We start from the raw sequence: 19,191 nt of genomic DNA, 5'->3' as shown, positions 1-19,191 counted from the left end.
TTCGCTCAGGTCGCCGTGTCCGGCGTCCCCACACCCGAGCACATTCGGTAGCGTCATCTCTCGTGGCGAAACCGAAGAAGCTGGTATCTGCTCTCTCCAAGCGTGGCCCGCACAAGGTACTGAGAGGGAACCTGGCCCTGGCCGGGCAACCTGGCGTCGTCTACACCCCGGCCGAAGGCTTCGGCCTGCCCGGTGTGGCGTTCGCGCACGGTTGGATGCTGCGCCCCGGCAGTTACACCGACACCCTGAAGCACCTGGCGTCGTGGGGGTTCGTCGTGGCAGCACCCGACACCGAGCGTGGCCTCGTGCCCTCGCACCGCGGACTCGCCACCGACCTGGGCACTGTGCTCGACATCATGACCGGCGTTCGCCTGGGCTCGGGCAACATCAGCGTGCATCCCGAGAATCTGGCCACAGTCGGTCACGCGATGGGCGCCGGGACCGCCGTACTCGCTGCCTCCCGACGACCGGATGTCAAAGCGGTCGCCGCCCTGTTTCCGGCACCGACGGCACCATCGTCCGAGGACGCCGCCGCAGGCCTCGACGTGCCCGGACTGGTCGTCGGCGACAGCTCGAACACAGATTCGCTCAACGACAATTCACTGGCTCTCGCCCAGGCCTGGCACGGACCATCCGTCCTCCGACGGATCGACGGCTCGACGGCAGACGGATTCGTCGAAGGCCGGCGAATGCTCCGCGCACTGGGAGTCAACAGCTCCGACCGCAAGACCCAGCAACGCACCCGCGCTGTACTGACCGCATTTCTGCTCTACCACCTGACCGGCGACTCCGACTACGAGGAATTGGCCGGAACGAACGGCGACATCGCCGGCACCCGTGCTGTCGATCCTCACGCGCCGCTGACCGAGCAGCCCAAGCCGAAGGCGACCGCCTCGATCAAGGCACTGCTGGGACGCGGCTGACCCTTCCGGCTCGGCGCCGTCACACCAGCCACGATCGGGGTTGCTCGTCGGGGTCCGGTTCGACGTGTGGTGCGCCCTGCCTCCGATCCAGGTGCGCCGGGCGCAAGAGCGAGCCCGTCGCCGACCGAGTGTCGTCTCCGCTCGGTTGGCCTGAAAACTCCTGTCCCGCATCGGGTCTCACCGACTCTTCTGGATGACGTAGCTGTTCTGCGGCATCCGCCATCGCCGCCCGATGCGCGTCGCGAATGCGATGCAGTTCACGACGCCACGCGGGGTCCGAATTCACAGTGCACCCGCCTCACTCAAGCCCGCGCCGGATCCCGCCGAGCTGGGCTGAGGTTCGGTGACCGGAGGAGCCTCGGCCGCCGGGGCAGGCACTGCGTCAGGCACCGGGGCAGGCGCGGGGGCAGGCGCGGGAGGCACCTCGCTCACCTCATGAGCCTCGTCCGAGCCCTGGCGGACGGAGTGTTCCTCGTCCGAAGTTTCAGGAACGCATACCGCCGGTGTATCCGCGGGCGTTGCGGGCTGCGAGTCCGTCGGTGCACTACCTACCTGCGGCTCGTCGGCCGGTGCGACATCCACCGACGGTGAGGTCACCGTGTTCGGCTCGGCAGCGCCGGACTCGGCAGGAGGAGAACCCGGTTCGGTCTCGGGTTCTGGTTCGGTGGTGGTTCGATCCCCCGCCGACGGCTCCGTCGGTTCCACACTCACCGACGACCGGTTCGACACCCCGACACCACTCGGATCGACGGTCCCGGGAACTTCGACGATCTCCGGCAACCCGAAAGGACCAACGCGCAACTCGAAGTTGCGCACCCCCAGGCCCGGTGTCTCGAGTCGAAGCGATACGGCCCCATCGTGTTCGAGCGCGATACGGGCACGATGGCCGTCGAGTTCGGCCTCGAGATGGCCTCGCTCGCCGACGACCTCCGATGTCCGACCGGATTCCGGCGACGGGATCGACTCGGGCGGATCACCGAGCGTTGTAGCCGGGTCGGGTTCTGCGGTGGGGTTGGGGCCTACAGTCGGGCCCGATTCTGTAACCGGGTCGGGTTCTGCAGTGGGGTTGGGGCCCACAGTCGGGCCGGGTTCGGTGACCGGGTCGGGCGCTTCGGCACCGATCTTGTCGCCCAGCGCCTCGACAACCCGGTTGACGATGTCGTCCACAACGCCGTCCACAATGCCGTCGACGAGTCCGGCGACCGTATCGACCCGACTTTCTTCACGACCATTGTCGTTCTCGATTCCGCCCCACGCCGCGGGACCGGTGGCACGTGCATCCGGAGCAGGTGCCGGTTGTGCCGCCGGCGCACCGGACGGAGGTTGGACTGCCGATGCGGACCCGGTGACGGCGGCCTCTCCCCCGGCTCCGGCCGTGACCGCCGCTGGAAAGTTCTCGGGCGACGACCGTTCGCTGGAGTGCTCGGTGACGGGCCGGGGCACCCAGCTGCGTTCGTCGAGCTCGTCGAACACCGGGTGGACGACTTCCTCGATGACCTTCACCACCAGGGCCAAACACTCTCGAACGGCCGTGTCCGTGGCCGTGCAAGCAGCCGAAACCGCTGCACACGTGCGTTGCACCTGTGGCACGAACTCGCCCTCGATCCATTCTCGAGAGCGGTCGGCGACCTCGGCCGCGAACTCGTCCGATACGTCTGCACGCGCGAATCGCTCGGCCAATTCCGGGAACACCGGCGCCACCCGGGCGAACACGGTTGCGCGGTCGACCGGGACGCACTCGATCCCCGAAGCCAGCAGAAGCGCATCGATCCGGTCGGGATCGTGTCCCTCGACGGCATCGGTATCGAGGCTTCCGACGAGCTCGGCCTTGTCGGTCACAGCCTCACGCAGTACGTCCACAGCCGCATACATCGTCTGCAGTGCATCCTCCACCGAATCGAGGAGCACCCCTGCTCTCTCCTGCTCAGTGGCGACGTAACTTTGCGCCGTCTCACCGGCTTCACCGTGCCACCGCAGTCGGAGAACGATCAGAAGCTGCGCCTGCTCGTCCAATTGTTCGCCCAGTGCCGCAGCCATCGCCCCGACCGCATCTGCGTCCGACGTCAGAGCCGCCAGATTCAGGCCGCGCTGCTCGTCGTACCGTGCACACACCTCGTCGTAACGCGGGACTTCGCTGCCGGGCACGCGCTCGGCCAACGGCAGGAAACGCTCGAAATACAGCAGCCCGACGGCATTGGCGTCGAGAATCTCGTCGATCGATGCTGTCTCGGCGGGCGAGGTGGAAGAAACGGTCACCGCAACGAGTCGATCGCGTGCGCGCCGGCGTCGTCCTGCATGTCGTACGCGTCCATCGCGGCGGTGAGGGCATCGGAAATGTCGTCGACCGACGATCGCCACACCCCCACGGCTCGCCCGAGCCCGGAGTGGGCGTCGAGATAGGCCGCGCCCAGGTCTCCGTAGTTCCGTCCTGCTGCGGCGATGCCGAATCCCGGTGAGGCGATCGAATCGGCTGCCGCACCCAGTGCCTCCGCCGACGCCGACATCGAGTCGGCCACCTCCCGCACGCGGACCACGTCCACCCAGAATCCGTCGCTCATAGCCCGCCCGTTCCAGCTCGAAGTGCCCCTTTCCCTCTATGACGTGCGCCGACTCCCATCGGTTCCCCGGCGAGCGGTAACGTCCCGATACGAAAAGTCGGTAACAGACAACCGAGCAGCTCCACCAGCTACTCGAGAACGAGGAGTCCCATGCACATCGGAACGATGCTGAACTACAGCGGTGGTTTCACCGAGACCGTTGCCGAGGTAGCCGAACTCGAGAAGGCGGGCCTCGACATCATTTTCGTGCCCGAGGCCTATTCTTTCGACGCTGTCAGCCAACTCGGATTCCTTGCGGCCAAGACGAGCACGATCAAGATCGCATCGGGCATCTTCCAGATCTACACCAGAACGCCGTCGCTGACGGCCATGACGGCCGCCGGCCTCGACTACGTTTCCGACGGGCGATTCGTTCTCGGACTCGGGGCATCCGGGCCACAGGTCGTCGAGGGTTTCCATGGCGTCAAATACGACGCACCCATCGCCAGAACCCGTGAGGTCATCGAGATCTGCCGCCAGGTGTGGCGTCGGGAGAAGGTGCAGTATCAGGGCAAGCATTACCAGATCCCGTTGCCGGCGGACAAGGGAACCGGCTTGGGCAAGCCGCTGAAGCTGATCAATCACCCTGTGCGCGAACGCATTCCGGTCGTCATCGCCGCTCTCGGACCGAAGAACGTCGAGCTCACCGCAGAGATCGCCGAGGGCTGGCAGCCCATCTTCTACTTCCCGGAGAAGGCGGCCGACGTGTGGGGCGAATCGCTGGCCGCAGGCAAGGCCAAACGCGATCCGTCGCTCGGCGAACTCGAGGTGTTCGCCAGTCCCACACTGGCCATCGGCGAGGACGCGGACAAGTACCTCCCCTGGGTCAAGCCGCACCTGGCGCTCTACATCGGCGGCATGGGAGCCAAGGGAAAGAACTTCTACAACTCCCTCGCTCAGCGCTACGGCTACGAAGCCGAGGCCGAGAAGATTCAGGATCTGTACCTCGCCGGCAAGAAAGAGGAAGCAGCAGCGGCGGTTCCGGACGAGCTCGCGCGTTCGGTGAACCTCATCGGACCGGAGAGCTACGTCAAGGAACGCGTGGCAGCCTTCGCCGAAGCCGGCGTCACCACACTCAACGTCGCACCGTTGGCCGAGAACACCGCAGGACGCGTCGCACAGCTCACCGCCTTGCGAGAACTCACCGCCTGACGATCAGACCGCCGCGACCCGGCCCGCCAACTCCTCGGCGAGCCGGGTTGCGACGTCGAGTTCCGACGCTTCCACCATCACTCGCACGAGTTGTTCGGTCCCGCTGGGGCGCAACAGAACCCGTCCTGTTTCGCCGAGCTCGAGTTCGGCGACCGCCACGGCGTCCGACACCGACGGTGCCGATGCCACCGCAGCTTTGTCCGATACACGTACGTTGATCAACACCTGGGGCAGCGTGCGCATCGGCGACGCCAGCTCCGCGAGGGTGCGTCCGGTTCCGGCCATCCGCTCCATCAGGCGCAGCGCGGTCGCGATCCCGTCGCCGGTCGTCCCGATCGCGGGGAGCACGACGTGTCCGCTCTGCTCACCGCCGAGCGCGTACCCTCCGCGGCGCAACTCTTCGAGGACGTATCGATCACCGACTGCGGTGGTACGCAACGTGATTCCTGCCTCGCGCATCGCAATATGGAGCCCGAGGTTGCTCATGACGGTGGCCACCAACGTGTTGTCGGTCAGCGTGCCGGCCTCGCTCATCGCGATGGCCAACACAGCCATGATCGCGTCCCCGTCCACCACCGCACCGGAGGCATCGACCGCGAGGCAGCGGTCGGCGTCGCCGTCGTGCGCGATCCCGAGGTCGGCCCCGTGCTGCACGACCGCCTTCTGCAGCCCTTCCAGGTGCGTCGAACCGCATCCGTCATTGATGTTCAGTCCGTCGGGCTCGGCGTTGATCGCCACGACCGTCGCACCGGCCCGGCGGTAGATTTCCGGTCCGACCGTCGAGGCTGCACCGTGCGAGCAATCCACCACGACGGTGACACCGTCGAGTCGGTGCGAGAGCGGTGCCACGAGGTGCGCGGCATAGAGCTCGGCAGCGTCCGGCGCGACGTCGATACGACCGATGGCAGCGCCCGTCACATCGACCGGCTTCTCGGTACGACCGTCCACCCCGAGTAGCGCCTCGATGCGATCTTCCATGTCGTCGTCGAGCTTGTGCCCGCCTGCGGCGAAGATCTTGATTCCGTTGTCGGGCATCGCATTGTGCGAGGCGGAGATCATCACGCCGAGCGCTGCGCCGTATTCGCCGGTGAGGTAGGCGACCGCGGGGGTCGGCAGCACGCCCACGTCGATCACGTCGACACCCGAGGCAGTGAGCCCGGCCGATACTGCGGCACCGAGCATCGAACCGCTGATTCTGGGGTCACGGCCGACGACCGCTGTCCGTCGACCACGGTCGACGTCCGGTGCCAGCACGGCGGCGGCAGCCCGGGCGATGGTCATGGCGAGCTCTGCCGTCAGGACCCCGCCTGCGAGTCCCCTCACTCCGTCGGTGCCGAACAATCGCGCCATGAATGAAGACCCCTTCGAACAGAGAGAACATCGTCGGAAAATGCCTCGAGGGCAGGCATCCGATACTGCTGGAGCCTGCCCTCGAGGATGGAACGAGTAAGACGCGTCAGCGCTTGGAGTACTGCGACGCCTTACGGGCCTTCTTCAGGCCGTACTTCTTACGCTCGACCGCACGCGCGTCACGCGTGAGGTAGCCGGCGGCCTTGAGGGCCGGGCGATCGTCCGGGGTGAGCTCGATCAGCGCACGCGAGATGGCCAGACGCAGCGCGCCTGCCTGTCCCGACGGTCCGCCACCGTGCAGCAGTGCCACGATGTCGAAGGACTCCGCGCGATCGACCAGCACCAGAGGAGCCTTGATCAGCTGCTGGTGCACCTTGTTCGGGAAGTAATCCTCGAGGGTGCGGCCGTTGAGCTTGAATCCGCCGGTGCCCGAGGACAACCGAACACGAGCGACGGCTTCCTTGCGGCGGCCGACGGTCTGGATCGGGCGATCGAACACGATGGGGGCCGGAGCTGCAGCAGCTTCGATTTCCGTGGCCACCTCGGGATCTTCCACTGCCACGAACTCGTCGGCGGCGATCTCTTCGATGTTCTCCTGCGACGTCACGTCATTTCCCTCCGGCGCCGTCACTGGGACACCTGCTTGATCTCGAACGGAACGGGCTGCTGAGCGGCATGCGGGTGGTTCGGTCCCGCGTAGACCTTCAGCTTGCTCGCGATGGCATTTCCGAGCTTGTTCTTCGGGATCATGCCGACAACGGCCTTCTCCACGAGACGGTCGGGGTTGTTCTCGAGCACCTGACGCGTCGAGCGCGACTTCAGACCGCCCGGATGACCGGAGTGGTGGTGGTGGAACTTGCCATCGAGCTTGTTGCCACTGATGGCAACCTTCTCGGCGTTGATGATGACGACGAAGTCGCCACCGTCGACGTTGGGTGCGTAGGTGGGCTTGTGCTTACCGCGGAGCAGTGTCGCGGCCTGGACGGCGAGGCGTCCGAGCACGACGTCCGTGGCGTCGATCACATGCCACGTCCGGGTGGTGTCCCCGGCCTTCGGGGCGTAAGTAGACACAGAAAATTCCTGTCTTCATGATGTCGCTGCTGGCCAAGACGTGTGGATGCCCTCGGCGGCCAGTTGAGACCCGAGGACAAGAGCTCTGCGCATCGAAAAAACGCGGCGAGCCCATACACGCCAACGGGGAATGATACCGGGCACGAGCGCCCAGGTCAAAACGCCTCCGGCGCAGAAGACCGACTCAGGACAGGCGAACGCACTGCACACAGCGGCGGGCCGCCGGCAATGCCTCCAACCTGATCGGTGGTATCGACTCACCGCACCGCTCGCACATGCCGTACGTCCCGAGGTCCCACCGCGTGGACGCAGCGTCGAGCTCGCGCATCTCGGACTCGGTGTCGGAGATCAGGGCTGCGATCTTGGCACGCTCGAAGGCGATGGTGGAGCCCTCCGGGTCGTGTTCGTCGTCGTCGGTGGTCCACCGGCTGCCTTCGATGACGGACGCGAGCTCGTCGCGAAGGGAGTGCAGGCGGTGTTCGGCGCGAGATCGCTCGGCATCGATAGCCGTCCCGAAATCCGTCATCCGTCCAGTACACACCGCCACCGCAACCCACGCCAGGTGCCGCGCCCCCTCGACAGTCGTATGCCCCGACCGACAGAGCCGATCGGGGCATACGCCGTTCGAGGTCGACGGTCAGCGCGCCATGCGCGCCTTGTTCGCCATCTCAACCCCGTGCATGGTCTCGCCGCCGGTGCGGGCGGCCGCCACGAGGCTCGACAGAATGAGATTGAGCTCATCGGACGCGGAGTTCCACTGACGCTGGAGTTCGTAGTAGGACGTCATCGCGTCGCCCTCCCACGATTCGTAGAGTCTCTTCGCAGTGCCGTCCACGTCGGCGAGAAGATCTTTGGTCACGTTCGCCTGCTTGTTCATCGCCTCGGTCAACGCCGCGATCTGAGCGAAGTCGTACTTCATGTCGAATCAGTCTCCTAAATAGAGCTCGGTCGTGCGGTCGGTCGTGCGGTGGCCGGTTGTGCCGTCAGTTGAACGTGGTCAGTCCCGAACCGAGTGATCCCGCCACCTGATTCACAGCCGCCACGTTGTCGTCGTCCGCATCGGAGTAACCGTGGCCGTTGGTCTTGATGTCCGACGAGATCTGCTCGAGCGCGCTGCGCATCTTCTGCGCACTGGTGTCCCATTGCGCCATGACATCCTGAAACGACTTGCCGGCCTTGCCCACCCACGCCTCGGCGGTCTGCTCGACGATGGAACGCACTGCCGAGTTGGACGCATTGATCGACACGCTCAGGCCTTCGATCGTCGCACCGGCAGCAACGAGCTCCTGCGGTGTGACGGTGACGCCGTTCGACGAACCCGTAGATTCCGGTCCCCCTGGATATCCCACTTCGACTCCTCTGCTTCGATTTTCGTATCCACGTACGCCCGCGGCGCACATGTCGCTCGACCGAGGGACCGCGTGCGGCCCGCTCACTCCCCTACACCTCCTTGGACGCAGCCACCCCTCCGTTCGGTTCCGGCATCAGGCGAAAATCTGCGCGGAAGCCTCAACTCGTCGGCACGATCTCCAGAGTCTGGGTGGCCTGATCACATTCGGTGTCGATCGCGGACGAGTCCGGTCCCTCGAACTGACAGCCGATGCTCACCTGCACATCCGATTCGACGAGCACGCGCCACAGCACAGTGGACGCATCGGCCGGCCTCTCGACGTACGACATCCCCACCCGACTGCCGAAATCGCGCGCGGCTTCCAGAGACCCGATCGTGGAGTCGGGCCCACGCGCGTCGATTGCCGCACCGAGCTCGGACGCAACCTGTTCGAGCGTCGAGCCGGGCACCAGTTCCTTCACTGTGACGACGATGCGACGCTCGGGGGCTGTCGGCGGAATCAACACCATCCGGGCCGGGTCCTCCATCCTGGTCCAGGTCGCCGGTAGTCGCAGCGACGCCCGGCCCGAGACGAACGTCGCCGACGGTGGCAGGTCGGTCGCCGATACCGTTGTCGCCAAAGGTGTTTCGGCCACCGAGGTGGCGTCGGTTGCGGAGGTGGCTTCGGTGGCCGAGACGGCCTGGGTGGCCGGCACTGCGAACGGCGCCGAGGTCGCGACGGCCGCCTCTCCCGGAGATCGGAGGACGAACGTCAGCGCGACGACACCACCGGCAACGACGACCGATGCGGCGACCGCACCGAGCGCTCGAACCGACAATCCGTTTCTCCGGGGAGGCGGCCCCGCGACGGTCACCTCGTCGAGCCATGCCGCCGAACGCCCTGCCGCGGCCCGCCCTGGTGGGGCAGTCTCGACCTCCGCTCCCGCGCGTCGGTACAGAGACCTGGCCACATCGAGCCCCGTCAGCCATCGTGCCGGATCTTCCGCAGTGGGCCTCGCGCCCTCGCCCGACTCCGTCACGATGAATATGTCCTCGGGACATCGCGACACCGTCGACCGAAGGTAGTCTTCGGCTCGTCGTCGCCAGCTGTCGTTTCGTGTTCCGACAGCAAGTACTGCTCCGATGTCGCCGCTGTGAGTTCCTGCCTCGTCCACGAGAACGACCGTCGTATCGAGGGTGCCCACTTCGATCACCACAGCAGCAGCCGGTGCGCGCTCCCCCGCCGACGCGACCGCGGCGATCGCCGTCTCCACGACGACGACCTCGCTCGCCGACGCGGCGAACACGGCCCGGAGGAGCTCGCAACGCTCGTCGCCCCACGTCGAGGGATAGGCGATCTCGAGCAGATCGAGGCGGTCGAGTATCCCGGCTCCGTGCAGCGCCGACCACACGATCCCGTGCAGTACCTCGCCGCGGTCCCACACTGCGCCGCCTACGAGGATCGTTCGGTCGTCGAGACACAGCAGCGGGGGAATCTCGGTGTCCGCGCCCGCCCGCCCGAAGACGAGTCGGCCACCCTCCGATATCGCGTATGCGGATCCGACGTGTTCGCGTGGACCCTGCAGCGGCGCGCCGGACGCGACGACAGAAATCTCCGAATGACTCAGATGCACGGCCGCGTAACGCCACTGCGGCCTCGTCAACTCGAGTGTCCGAGCTGCACGAGCGCGTGGCCGGACCGATCGACGAACACTCCACGTCCGGGCGGCATCGGGCTCGGACGCACGGTGCCTATCAAGCTCCCCTCGTCTCGGCTCCCGCTCATGACCAGACCTGGCGTCACCAGGTCGCGTAGCCGCCCGATCACCGGGTCGAACAGTGCCCGCCCTGCCCCGCCCGAGCGACGTGCCACGATGAGGTGCAGTCCGATGTCCCGGGCGTGTGGCAGATGCTCGACCAAGGGCGACAACGGGTTTCCGGACGCAGTGGCCACCAGGTCGTAATCGTCCACGACGACGAATACCTCGGGGCCGTCCCACCACGACCGTTCGCGGAGCTGCTGCTGAGTGACGTCCGATCCCGGCATGCGCCTGCTCATTCTGCCGGCGAGATCGACGATCATCGCCGTCAACGTCGCCTGCGCGGCCGCGTAGCCGGCGAGATGCTCGGAATCGACTGTGCCCAAAAGAGTTCGACGGTAATCCGCCACGATCAGTTTCACCCGATCGGGTGGGTTCGCGTCGACCAACGATCGACAGATCCCGCGCAACAGGGATGTCTTCCCGCATTCACTGTCGCCGAAGACGACGAAATGTGGATTCTCGGCGAAGTCCACCGTCACCGGAGCCAGCTCGGCCTCGTCGATACCGATCGGAACCCGCAGTTCCGGAACGGTGCCGCGGTCGCGGGGCCAGGTGCCGGCGAGTCGATCGAGCACCTCCGACCGTTCGATCATCTCCGGCAACATCCGGACAGGCGGCGCAGACGGCCCGGCGGACGCTGCGGCAATCGCGTCGACGGACTCTGCGACAGCTCGGGACAGGTCGGCCACCGATCGACTGTCGTCGACCCGCGGCAGTGCGATCTGCAGGTGCAGACCGTCCCTGGTCATGCCCCGGCCCGGCCGGCCCTGCGGCACACTGGCGGCTTTCGTTCGGCCGATGTCCGAGTCGGACGGATCTCCGAGTCGCAGCTCGAGCCGGGTCCCGATCAGATCCTTCGTCGCGGGCCTCACTTCCGCCCAGCGAGAGGCCGTCAGAACGAGGTGCAGACCGAATGCCAGTCCCTGAGTCGTCAGCGTCGCGATCTGTTGTTCGAGACTCTCGAAGTCGGATCTGACGGACTGCCATCCGTCGATCACCAGGAAGACGTCGCCGAACCGGTCGTTCGGATCGGCCGGTTGCATTGCCCGCAGGCGCCGGAACTCGACCATGGAATCGATGCCGCGATCACGAAATGTCCTCTCGCGCTGACGAACGACTCCCGCAACCTCGGCCACGGTCCGGCGTACTCGGTCGACGTCCAATCTGTTGGCCACCGACCCGACGTGCGGCAGTTCGGCCAACCCGGCCAGCGTTCCGCCGCCGAAGTCCAAGCAGTAGAACTGGACCTGGGCGGGTGTATGCGTCATCGCCAGAGCCATGATCAGCGACCGAAGAGCCGTCGACTTGCCCGACTGCGGCGCCCCGACGATCGCCACGTGTCCGGCGGCACCGGACAGGTCGACGGTCAGCAGATCCCGCCGCTGATCGAACGGTCTGTCGATGATGCCGATCGGAGCCCGAAGGGTGCTCAGCGGATCGACACCGCCGTTCAGTACCGACCGAGGCAGGATCCGGGTCAGTGTCGGAGCCTTGTCCAACGGCGGTAGCCATACCTCGTGGGCCGGCATACCGCGGCCGGCGATTCGGCCGACGACGACGTCGAGAACGGTCGCGCCGGTGTCGTCGGTCTCGACCGGATCCGGTTCGGCTATCGGCTCGACACGGGTGTCGTTCTCGATCGGATCGACCACGACCGGATATGCGGTGAACGGCCTCGGACGGATATCGACGCCCTGCGCGGCGGGTGCCCCCGCAGCCGAACGCGGTGGAACGTACGGCCCGGACACGTAGGCCGCAGCGAAGCGGACGATCTCGGCCGAATCGCACTTGAGATAGCCGGCACCGGGCTGAGCAGGCAGGTGGTACGCGTCCGGAACACCGAGAACCGAGCGTGATTCGTTGGCGGAGAACGTTTTCAGACCGATTCGGTAGGACAGATGACTGTCGAGTCCGCGCAGCTTGCCTTCTTCCAGACGCTGACTGGCCAACAACAGGTGCATGTGCAACGAACGTCCGAGCCGCCCGATCGCCACGAACAATTCCGCGAATTCCGGTTGCTGACTGAGCAATTCCGAGAACTCGTCGACCACGACGAACAGAGCGGGCAACGGCGCGAGAGCAGCTCCCGCTGCGCGCGCCTTCTCGTAATCGGACACATTGGCAAAGTTTCCGGCCGAGCGCAGCAACTCCTGCCGACGGTTCATCTCGCCCGCGAGGGCATCACGCATCCGGTCGACCAGAGCCAGGTCCTCGGACAGGTTGGTGATCACGGCCGCAACGTGCGGCGCGGCCTCGAGCCCCGCGAAGGTCGCCCCGCCCTTGAAGTCGACCAGTACCAGGTTCAACTGCTGCGGGGCGTGGGTGGACACCAACCCGAGAACGAGGGTACGCAGAAACTCCGACTTACCCGAACCCGTTGCGCCGATGCACAATCCGTGTGGACCCATGCCGTTCTCGGCAGACTCCTTCAAATCGATCTCGACCGCGCTGCCGTCGGGTGCGACGCCGATGGGTACCCGTAACCGGTCTCGACCGCGACGCACGGTCCACGCTCGATCCGTATCGAGCGCACCGACGTCGGCTATTCCGACGAGGCTGTTCCATCCCGACACTGCGGCCCCCTCGTCGTCGACGGTGTCGAGAGCCGAAGGCGACGACGGCGCGCGATACGGAGAAAGGCGTCGAGCAACGGCGTGTGCCTCGGTGGTACTCATCGCGTCCGCCACAGCGAAAACCTCTACTGCCGTGCCGCTGACCGCGCCGATCGAGCCGTTCTCGACCATCAGCTGGAGTCCACGGGTTGCGGCCAGTCGCGCGCACAACCCGGACAGGTCGACGATGGTGACGGAATCGAGACCGGTGTCGGTGAGGTCGGTCGAACGGTCGGCAACCAGTCCGCCGTCCACCACGATCACCAACTGCGTGACCCCACTGGTCACCGCCCCACGTGCGAAGCGATTCCGCATCGACAGGACATCCCCCAGCGCGCTCTCGAGCTCGAGGACACTGCCGAAGATCATTCGCGCAGAACCGGCACCGTCTCGCAAAACGTCGTGTTGTGTGTGCGGCAGCCACTTGGTCCATTCCCACTGCTCCACGGTGTCGGGGCCGCAGACGACGGCCACCGCGAGGTGGTCCGGTCCGTGGAAAGTACAGAGATACGCGACCATCGAGCGCACCATCGCACGAGCGGCGTCGCGATCTCCGGCTATCGACAGAGCGGCGAATCCCCTCAGCGACACGGCAATCGGCAACTCGGCCACCACCGAGTGTGCTCGCACGAATCGGCGCAGCGACACCGCGGACACCGGTTCCAACTCTTCCACAGGTCCGGTCTCGGGAGGCACCAGCCGAGTCGCCAAACGCTGATCGCCGAGACCGACCCGCACGTGCGCGAAGTCGGCGTCCTGAGTCCGACGTTCCCACATGCGCTCCGTTCCGGCCGTCGACCACAGAGTGGCCGGATCCGGGTGGCTCCACTCGAGTGCCCTGCGCTGATCTCGCTCGGTGTCGGCGACGTCTCGTCGAAGCTGGTCGAGATACCGCAGATAGTCCTTACGGTCCTCGTTCGCCTCGGCGGTACGTGCTCCCCCGGACTTGCCCCCGCCGGCCAACATGCCCACCATCGACATCAGCATCATGGCCGGGAACATCAACATCATCGGGTTCGCTGCCGCACCGGAAGTGAACATGAGCGCAACCATTCCGACCATGGCGGCGACCATCACCAGCGGCATCAGCTTCATCAGGAGATTGCCGGGTACCGCGCGCGGTACGGGAGGCGGCGGTTGAAGTACGACCTCGCCGCCCGGTGACCGCGGTACTTCCCGGCGCGCGCCGCGAACGAAGCGCACGGTACTCATCGATCAGCCCCCACGGCCGCGCCCCCACAACTGCATTCGCGGCGACCTCCCCCCGAGGCCGCGTGGACGACAGGCTAACGCATGCGCAACCGAAGGGTCCACAGTTGCGTCGACGCATCGGGATACAGAAATAGAACGGCACCGAATTCGGTTGAACGAAGAATGCGGCTCCAAGGCCGCACATGTTCGACGAACGAAAGGTCGGCTTCCGTGTCCGTACCCCTGTCCATCCTCGATCTCGCACACGTGGGCGAGGGTGAAACTATCCGAGACAGTTTCGACGCCAGCGTGACGCTCGCCCAGCATGCCGAGAACTGGGGTTACCAGCGCATCTGGTACGCCGAGCATCACAACATGAAGACGATCGCATCGTCGGCGACATCGGTGTTGATCGGGCATGTGGCCGCACACACGAAGCGAATCCGACTCGGCTCCGGCGGGATCATGCTTCCCAACCACGCGCCACTCACCATTGCCGAGCAATTCGGCACGCTGGCCACGTTGTTCCCGGACCGGATCGATCTCGGACTCGGCCGTGCCCCTGGCAGCGACCAGGTGACCATGCGCGCCATGCGCCGCGACCCGGCGTCCTCGGACCGATTCCCCCAGGACGTCCAGGAGCTGCAGGGGTATCTGTCCCAGCAGTCTCTCGTCCCCGGAGTCAGTGCCACGCCGGGTGCCGGCACCGAGGTGCCGCTGTACATCCTCGGATCGTCCCTCTTCGGCGCACAGCTCGCGGCAGCCCTCGGCCTGCCTTATGCGTTCGCGTCGCACTTCGCACCCGACGCACTCGAACAGGCCGTAGAGATTTATCGCCGCGACTTCCGTCCGTCGGCGCAGCTGTCCGAACCTCACCTCATCGTGGGTGTCAACGTGATCGCCGCAGACACGGTTGCCGAGGCTCAGGCCCAGTTCCTCCGCACCAAGAGAAGCCGCGTGAGCCTGCTGCTCGGACGGGGTCGCACCTTCACCGACGAAGAAGCCGACATGGTGCTGGAAGCACCGGCGGGGCAACAGATCTCGAAGATGACGAAGTACTCGGCCGTCGGGACGCCCGACATGGTCAGGGAGTACCTCGACCGATTCGCCGAACGCACGGGAGCAGACGAGTTGATCGTCGCCTCGGGCGTCTCCGATCGTCGATCCTGGCTCAGGTCGTTCGAGCTGCTGGCCCAGGTGAGCGAGCTGGTTCCTGCCTGACTGCTGCGAGCAGGTCTCGGCGGAGACGACGACCGGCCGAGTGTCGGCGTGATGTCGTAGGGTGTGGACGCACGATGCCCGGGGGCGGGCATCGACAGTGCACTGCACGCATCCGGGGGGATATCCATGACACGCGCCGACAGCCGTCCCGCAAGAACGAATACACCGTCCAACGCAGCCGAACCGACCATCGCATCGGACCCGGCCCGACGTGCGGTGGGGCTGCGTGCCGTCTTCGCCCAGGACGTATGCCGGGTGACGGTGTCGGCGAGGTCGACCCAGGTGGATATGGCTCTGCCCGTGGACGTTCCGGTGTCGCTGTTGATTCCGGGGATCGTCGACATGATCGCGTCACGAGCGGAGCCTGCTGAGGGACCGGGTCCGGTCCGAAGCCGGACCGCGAACTCCGGGTCCGACGGGTTGTCGGGGGCCTGGACGCTGTCCCGTATCGGACGTCCGCCGCTACCGTCGACGTCCACAATGTCGGAACTGGGCGTACGTGACGGCGATCTGCTCGTGTTGGGTGTCGCCGAGCGTCCGGCACCGACTCCGTTGTTCGACGATCTCATGGACGCCGTGGCCCGGGCCGGCAACGACGACGTAGCTCAGTGGACTGCGCGTACTGCACGCACGGTCGGTTCGATCATCACGGGCTCGACGGTCCTGCTCGCCTGCGGAATCCTTCTGAGTGGCCCGGTGCGGGCCGGTGCCGAGAACACGAGCAGCCCGGTCGAGGCAGTCGCCGCGGTGACGTCCGCGGTCCTGTTCGCCGTTGCGGGGATGATCCTCGGCCGGCTGTACGAGCAGGTGGCCGTCGCGGTGCTCTTCGGGGGATGTGCCTCGGCGCTGATGTTCACCGGTGGAACTCTGTTCGTACCCGGCCAATTCGGCGCCGCCCACGTGATGTTGGGTTCGGCCATGGCCGGCTCGATCGCTCTGTTGTCTCTGCGAATCGGCGGTGGCGGGCTTGCCGTGTTCACTGCGTCGATCGTGCTGGCAGTGTCGGCGTTCGCCGCGGCGGCCTGCGCGTTGTTCACCGTGATGACGCCGGCGGCCATCGGTACCGTCGCAGCACTCGTCGGTCTGACCGGAATCGCCGTGTCGGCCCGACTGTCGATGATGCAGGCGCGGCTTCCGTTGCCTCCGGTTCCCACCGCTGGTGCCCCATTGGACACCGCCCAGGAGGCAGAGCTCGATTCGATGTCGTTCGCAGATCTGCAGATGGCAGCCACGCGGGCACGGAGCTACCTGACGGGATTGCTCACGGCGTTCACGATCGTGGTGGTGATGGGAGTACTCGCTGCGGCGGCGAGCGACACCGCGACCGGTTCCGGGTGGCCCGGCATCGCCCTCGCTGCACTGTGTGCGCTGGTGCTACTCCTGCGCGGACGCACGTATGCCGTTGTGACACATGCCATCCCACTCGTCGGAGGCGGTGCTGTCGTCCTGTTCTCGCTCTCGGTCGGAGCAGTGATCACTTTTCCGGACCGTGCACTCGAGCTGTTCGGCGCGGCGTTGGCCGCCGCCGTCGTCGCATCCGTGTTCGGGGCCCTGGTTCCGACCCGCAACTATTCGCCGGTGATGCGGCGATCGGCAGAACTGGTGGAATACGCCGCGATCGCCCTCGTCATTCCGATCGCAGTATGGGTGTGCGGTCTGTACAGCGCCGTCCGCGGACTGTGACCACGCGCCGGCGTCGTGCGCACACCGTTGCCGCGCTCACTGTCCTGACCCTCACCTACGAAGCACTGATCGGACCGTCCTTCGCGCACGCCGAACGCCCGCTCATCGATCCGGTGCAACTGCCACCGCCGAGCCCTCCCGGACCCTTGGAACCGACCGAGCAGAAGAACGCGTGCGCCGTCCCGTCCGAAACGATCGACGCACAGGAAGTTCCGACTGCGCAGCAGGCACTCGACTTCGCCTCCGTGTGGCCTATCACTCGCGGAGCCGGTCAACTGATTGCCGTCGTCGATACGGGCGTCACGCCTCACCCACGTCTGCCGGGTCTGATTCCGGGAGGCGACTACGTCGGCACCGGCGACGGGTTGGCCGACTGTGACGCGCACGGCACGATGGTGGCCGGCCTCATCGCCGCACAGACGGCCTCGGGTAGCGGGTTCGCTGGCGGCGCTCCGGACGCCCGCATCCTGTCGATTCGTCAGTCCAGCAACGTGTTTCAAGTCGTGGACAACAGGACCGACCAGGAGACGACGACCGAACCCGAGAACGCTGCCGGGTACGGCAACGTACGGACGATGGCCATGGCAATCCGGGCGGCGGCCGACGCAGGCGCATCGGTCATCAACATCTCCGAAGTGGCGTGCGTCCCGGCCGGCGCAGGCGTTGCCGACGGCCCACTCGGCGCTGCAGTGCAGTACGCCGTTCGTGAGAGTGACGCCGTCGTCGTGGCTGCGGCAGGCAACTTCGGAAGCGAAGCGTGCAGGACACAGAACCCCATGCTCGACCCGGTCCGGCCCGAGGCGGACCCGTGGGAAGGGTTTGCGACCATCGCGACACCTGCCTGGTTCGATGACGTGTTGACCGTCGGTTCGGTCGAGTTGGACGGTTCGCCCTCGTCGTTCAGCTTGGCCGGGCCATGGGTTGACGTGGCTGCTCCGGGCTCCAACATGACGTCACTGTCGCCGACGGGCAACGGTCTGGCCAACGGAATTCGCGGCACCGACGGCGTAGTACCCATGACCGGAACCAGTTTCGCCGCACCGCTCGTCGCTGCGACAGCCGCACTGGTGCGGGCGTACAGGCCCGATCTGTCCGCTCTCCAAGTGATCGATCGCATCGAGCGAACAGCTCATGCGCCGGCCGACGGATGGAATCCGGTGGTCGGCCACGGCGTCGTCGATCCACTCGCTGCGGTGACCGACGTCGTGACGCCGACGCAGCGAACCGTCCCGGCAGACGCGGTCGCGATCGGTGCGCCGCTCCCACCTGCCGCCGTCGATCACCGGCCGCGCGATGCAGCGGTGACCGGGTCGGTGGTGGTCGCGGTGATTCTGGGCCTCGGAATGGCAGTCTCCATTCCCCTGCGCCGACGACTGTGATCGGCGCAGCCCACTCACCGGGGACTACTTGGACGGAACTGCGGCTGCCTGCGGGTCCGCCGCGACGCCGTCGTGCATGGTCAGCGCCTGACCGCGCCCCAGAGTCGGCCCGCTGCCCAACAATTGCAGAATCTGCCACGGTGCAGGTGCCGGCAGTCCGAAGCCGAGCGCCGACGCTGCATCCGCACCCTCGACTCCATAGCGAACTCCCGTGTCTGCGACGAAGAAGAAGCTGTCCTGACGGCTACTGGCCGTCGATATACCGGTACTTCGAACGAATCCGCCGCTACCCGGTGACAGATGGACCTGGTCGACCGCATCACCGCCGCCGTCCGCCTGAGCCAGTTCCACCGGTGAAGCGGTGGTATCGAGTGGCAACGCACGTCCTGCGGATTCGACCAGCTGCGCAGTCGGCCCACCGTCGGCGACATCGAGAGGTGACCACGTCAGACACCCGACCGGCCGCCGGCCCGAGTCGACGATGTCGGGAGTCGTCGGTGGGAACGTCGCTACATCGAGCCCGGACATCGTCTTGGGAGCGTCGGCCAGGACGTCGGGATTGACGGCCGCGATGTCGGGGCTGCCTTGCGAGTCGGCAAACTTGACGAGTAGGGCTGCGGTTTCGCTGATGGCCTGGATCCCGTCCTCGAGCACGACGTAGTACCGAACGTCACGGCCGGCAACCTTGACCACGGAGCCGATAGGCCGGTTGTCGAACGGGTAAGCGGGGATCTCACCTGCTCGGGCAATGAACGGAGCCGTCACCGCAGGTGATTGCGGCACCGCGTTGAGCAGACCGGCACTCACCGGCGTCGGCGTCGCATCCTCGAGGCCCAGCGCGCGAACGACAGCTCGGTCG

16 protein-coding genes are annotated in these 19,191 nt (G+C 66.3%); 5 read left to right on the top strand and 11 right to left on the bottom strand.

Translation table 11 applies throughout. The annotated features are described in order from the left end of the window. Window positions 1-62: 62 nt before the first annotated feature. Entirely contained in the window at window positions 63-923 is an 861-nt protein-coding gene (locus E4P29_RS20755; RefSeq protein WP_135047016.1) for a dienelactone hydrolase family protein, read from the top strand. 282 nt (window positions 924-1,205) lie between these two features. Here E4P29_RS20755 and E4P29_RS26085 read toward each other — a convergent pair whose 3' ends face one another. Continuing rightward, window positions 1,206-3,179 (bottom strand): hypothetical protein, encoded by a 1,974-nt coding sequence (locus E4P29_RS26085; RefSeq protein WP_167735573.1) that lies wholly within the window; start codon window positions 3,177-3,179, stop codon window positions 1,206-1,208. Continuing rightward, complete coding sequence (locus E4P29_RS20745; RefSeq protein WP_135047015.1) at window positions 3,176-3,481, bottom strand: type VII secretion target; 306 nt, start codon at window positions 3,479-3,481, stop codon at window positions 3,176-3,178. Before E4P29_RS20745 ends, E4P29_RS26085 begins: the two co-directional genes overlap by 4 nt. 150 nt (window positions 3,482-3,631) lie before the next feature. Here E4P29_RS20745 and E4P29_RS20740 point away from each other — a divergent pair, with 150 nt between their 5' ends. Next, window positions 3,632-4,672, top strand: coding sequence for an LLM class F420-dependent oxidoreductase (locus E4P29_RS20740; RefSeq protein WP_032365620.1), 1,041 nt, complete (start codon window positions 3,632-3,634; stop codon window positions 4,670-4,672). Between the two features lie 3 nt (window positions 4,673-4,675). Here the strand turns inward: E4P29_RS20740 and glmM are convergent, their stop codons facing one another. From glmM to eccCa, 8 genes are all read right to left on the bottom strand, one after another. After that, window positions 4,676-6,022, bottom strand: a complete 1,347-nt coding sequence (gene glmM / locus E4P29_RS20735) for a phosphoglucosamine mutase (protein ID WP_135047014.1) — start codon at window positions 6,020-6,022, stop codon at window positions 4,676-4,678. A gap of 106 nt (window positions 6,023-6,128) precedes the next feature. Further along, the gene (rpsI, locus tag E4P29_RS20730; RefSeq protein WP_027496345.1) at window positions 6,129-6,653 is read right to left on the bottom strand and encodes a 30S ribosomal protein S9; all 525 of its coding nucleotides are present in this window, start codon (window positions 6,651-6,653) and stop codon (window positions 6,129-6,131) included. Then, window positions 6,650-7,093 carry a 50S ribosomal protein L13 gene (gene rplM, locus E4P29_RS20725; protein WP_027496344.1) on the bottom strand — a complete coding sequence of 148 codons (444 nt, stop codon included), beginning with the start codon at window positions 7,091-7,093 and terminating at the stop codon, window positions 6,650-6,652. Before rplM ends, rpsI begins: the two co-directional genes overlap by 4 nt. Window positions 7,094-7,277: 184 nt before the next feature. Then, window positions 7,278-7,619 carry a TraR/DksA C4-type zinc finger protein gene (locus E4P29_RS20720; RefSeq protein WP_135047013.1) on the bottom strand — a complete coding sequence of 114 codons (342 nt, stop codon included), beginning with the start codon at window positions 7,617-7,619 and terminating at the stop codon, window positions 7,278-7,280. A gap of 111 nt (window positions 7,620-7,730) precedes the next feature. Then, window positions 7,731-8,012, bottom strand: a complete 282-nt coding sequence (locus E4P29_RS20715) for a WXG100 family type VII secretion target (RefSeq protein ID WP_135047012.1) — start codon at window positions 8,010-8,012, stop codon at window positions 7,731-7,733. A gap of 64 nt (window positions 8,013-8,076) precedes the next feature. After that, window positions 8,077-8,442: a WXG100 family type VII secretion target gene (locus tag E4P29_RS20710; protein WP_167735572.1), complete on the bottom strand. Its 366-nt coding sequence runs from the start codon at window positions 8,440-8,442 to the stop codon at window positions 8,077-8,079. Between the two features lie 160 nt (window positions 8,443-8,602). Next, window positions 8,603-10,087, bottom strand: coding sequence for a type VII secretion-associated protein (locus tag E4P29_RS20705; RefSeq protein WP_135047010.1), 1,485 nt, complete (start codon window positions 10,085-10,087; stop codon window positions 8,603-8,605). Further along, entirely contained in the window at window positions 10,084-14,070 is a 3,987-nt protein-coding gene (gene eccCa, locus E4P29_RS20700; RefSeq protein WP_135047009.1) for a type VII secretion protein EccCa, read from the bottom strand. Before eccCa ends, E4P29_RS20705 begins: the two co-directional genes overlap by 4 nt. Window positions 14,071-14,280: 210 nt before the next feature. Here eccCa and E4P29_RS20695 point away from each other — a divergent pair, with 210 nt between their 5' ends. The 3 genes from E4P29_RS20695 (at window position 14,281) to mycP (ending at window position 18,332) form a co-directional block, all read left to right on the top strand. Next, window positions 14,281-15,270, top strand: a complete 990-nt coding sequence (locus tag E4P29_RS20695) for an LLM class flavin-dependent oxidoreductase (protein ID WP_027496339.1) — start codon at window positions 14,281-14,283, stop codon at window positions 15,268-15,270. Window positions 15,271-15,396: 126 nt separating this feature from the next. Next, window positions 15,397-16,953, top strand: a complete 1,557-nt coding sequence (eccD, locus tag E4P29_RS20690) for a type VII secretion integral membrane protein EccD (protein ID WP_135047008.1) — start codon at window positions 15,397-15,399, stop codon at window positions 16,951-16,953. Beyond that, on the top strand, window positions 16,950-18,332 hold the full coding sequence (gene mycP / locus E4P29_RS20685; protein WP_245154431.1) for a type VII secretion-associated serine protease mycosin: 1,383 nt from the start codon (window positions 16,950-16,952) through the stop codon (window positions 18,330-18,332). Before eccD ends, mycP begins: the two co-directional genes overlap by 4 nt. Window positions 18,333-18,356: 24 nt before the next feature. Here mycP and eccB read toward each other — a convergent pair. Continuing rightward, window positions 18,357-19,191 (bottom strand): type VII secretion protein EccB (gene eccB / locus E4P29_RS20680; protein WP_135047006.1); only part of this gene is annotated, 835 nt, incomplete at its 5' end.

The sequence above is a fragment of the Rhodococcus sp. 1R11 genome, assembly GCF_004563845.1.
Taxonomy (GTDB): domain Bacteria; phylum Actinomycetota; class Actinomycetes; order Mycobacteriales; family Mycobacteriaceae; genus Rhodococcoides.
Note: the sequence above shows the minus strand (reverse complement) of the source record. Positions and strands in the feature narration are given on the sequence as shown.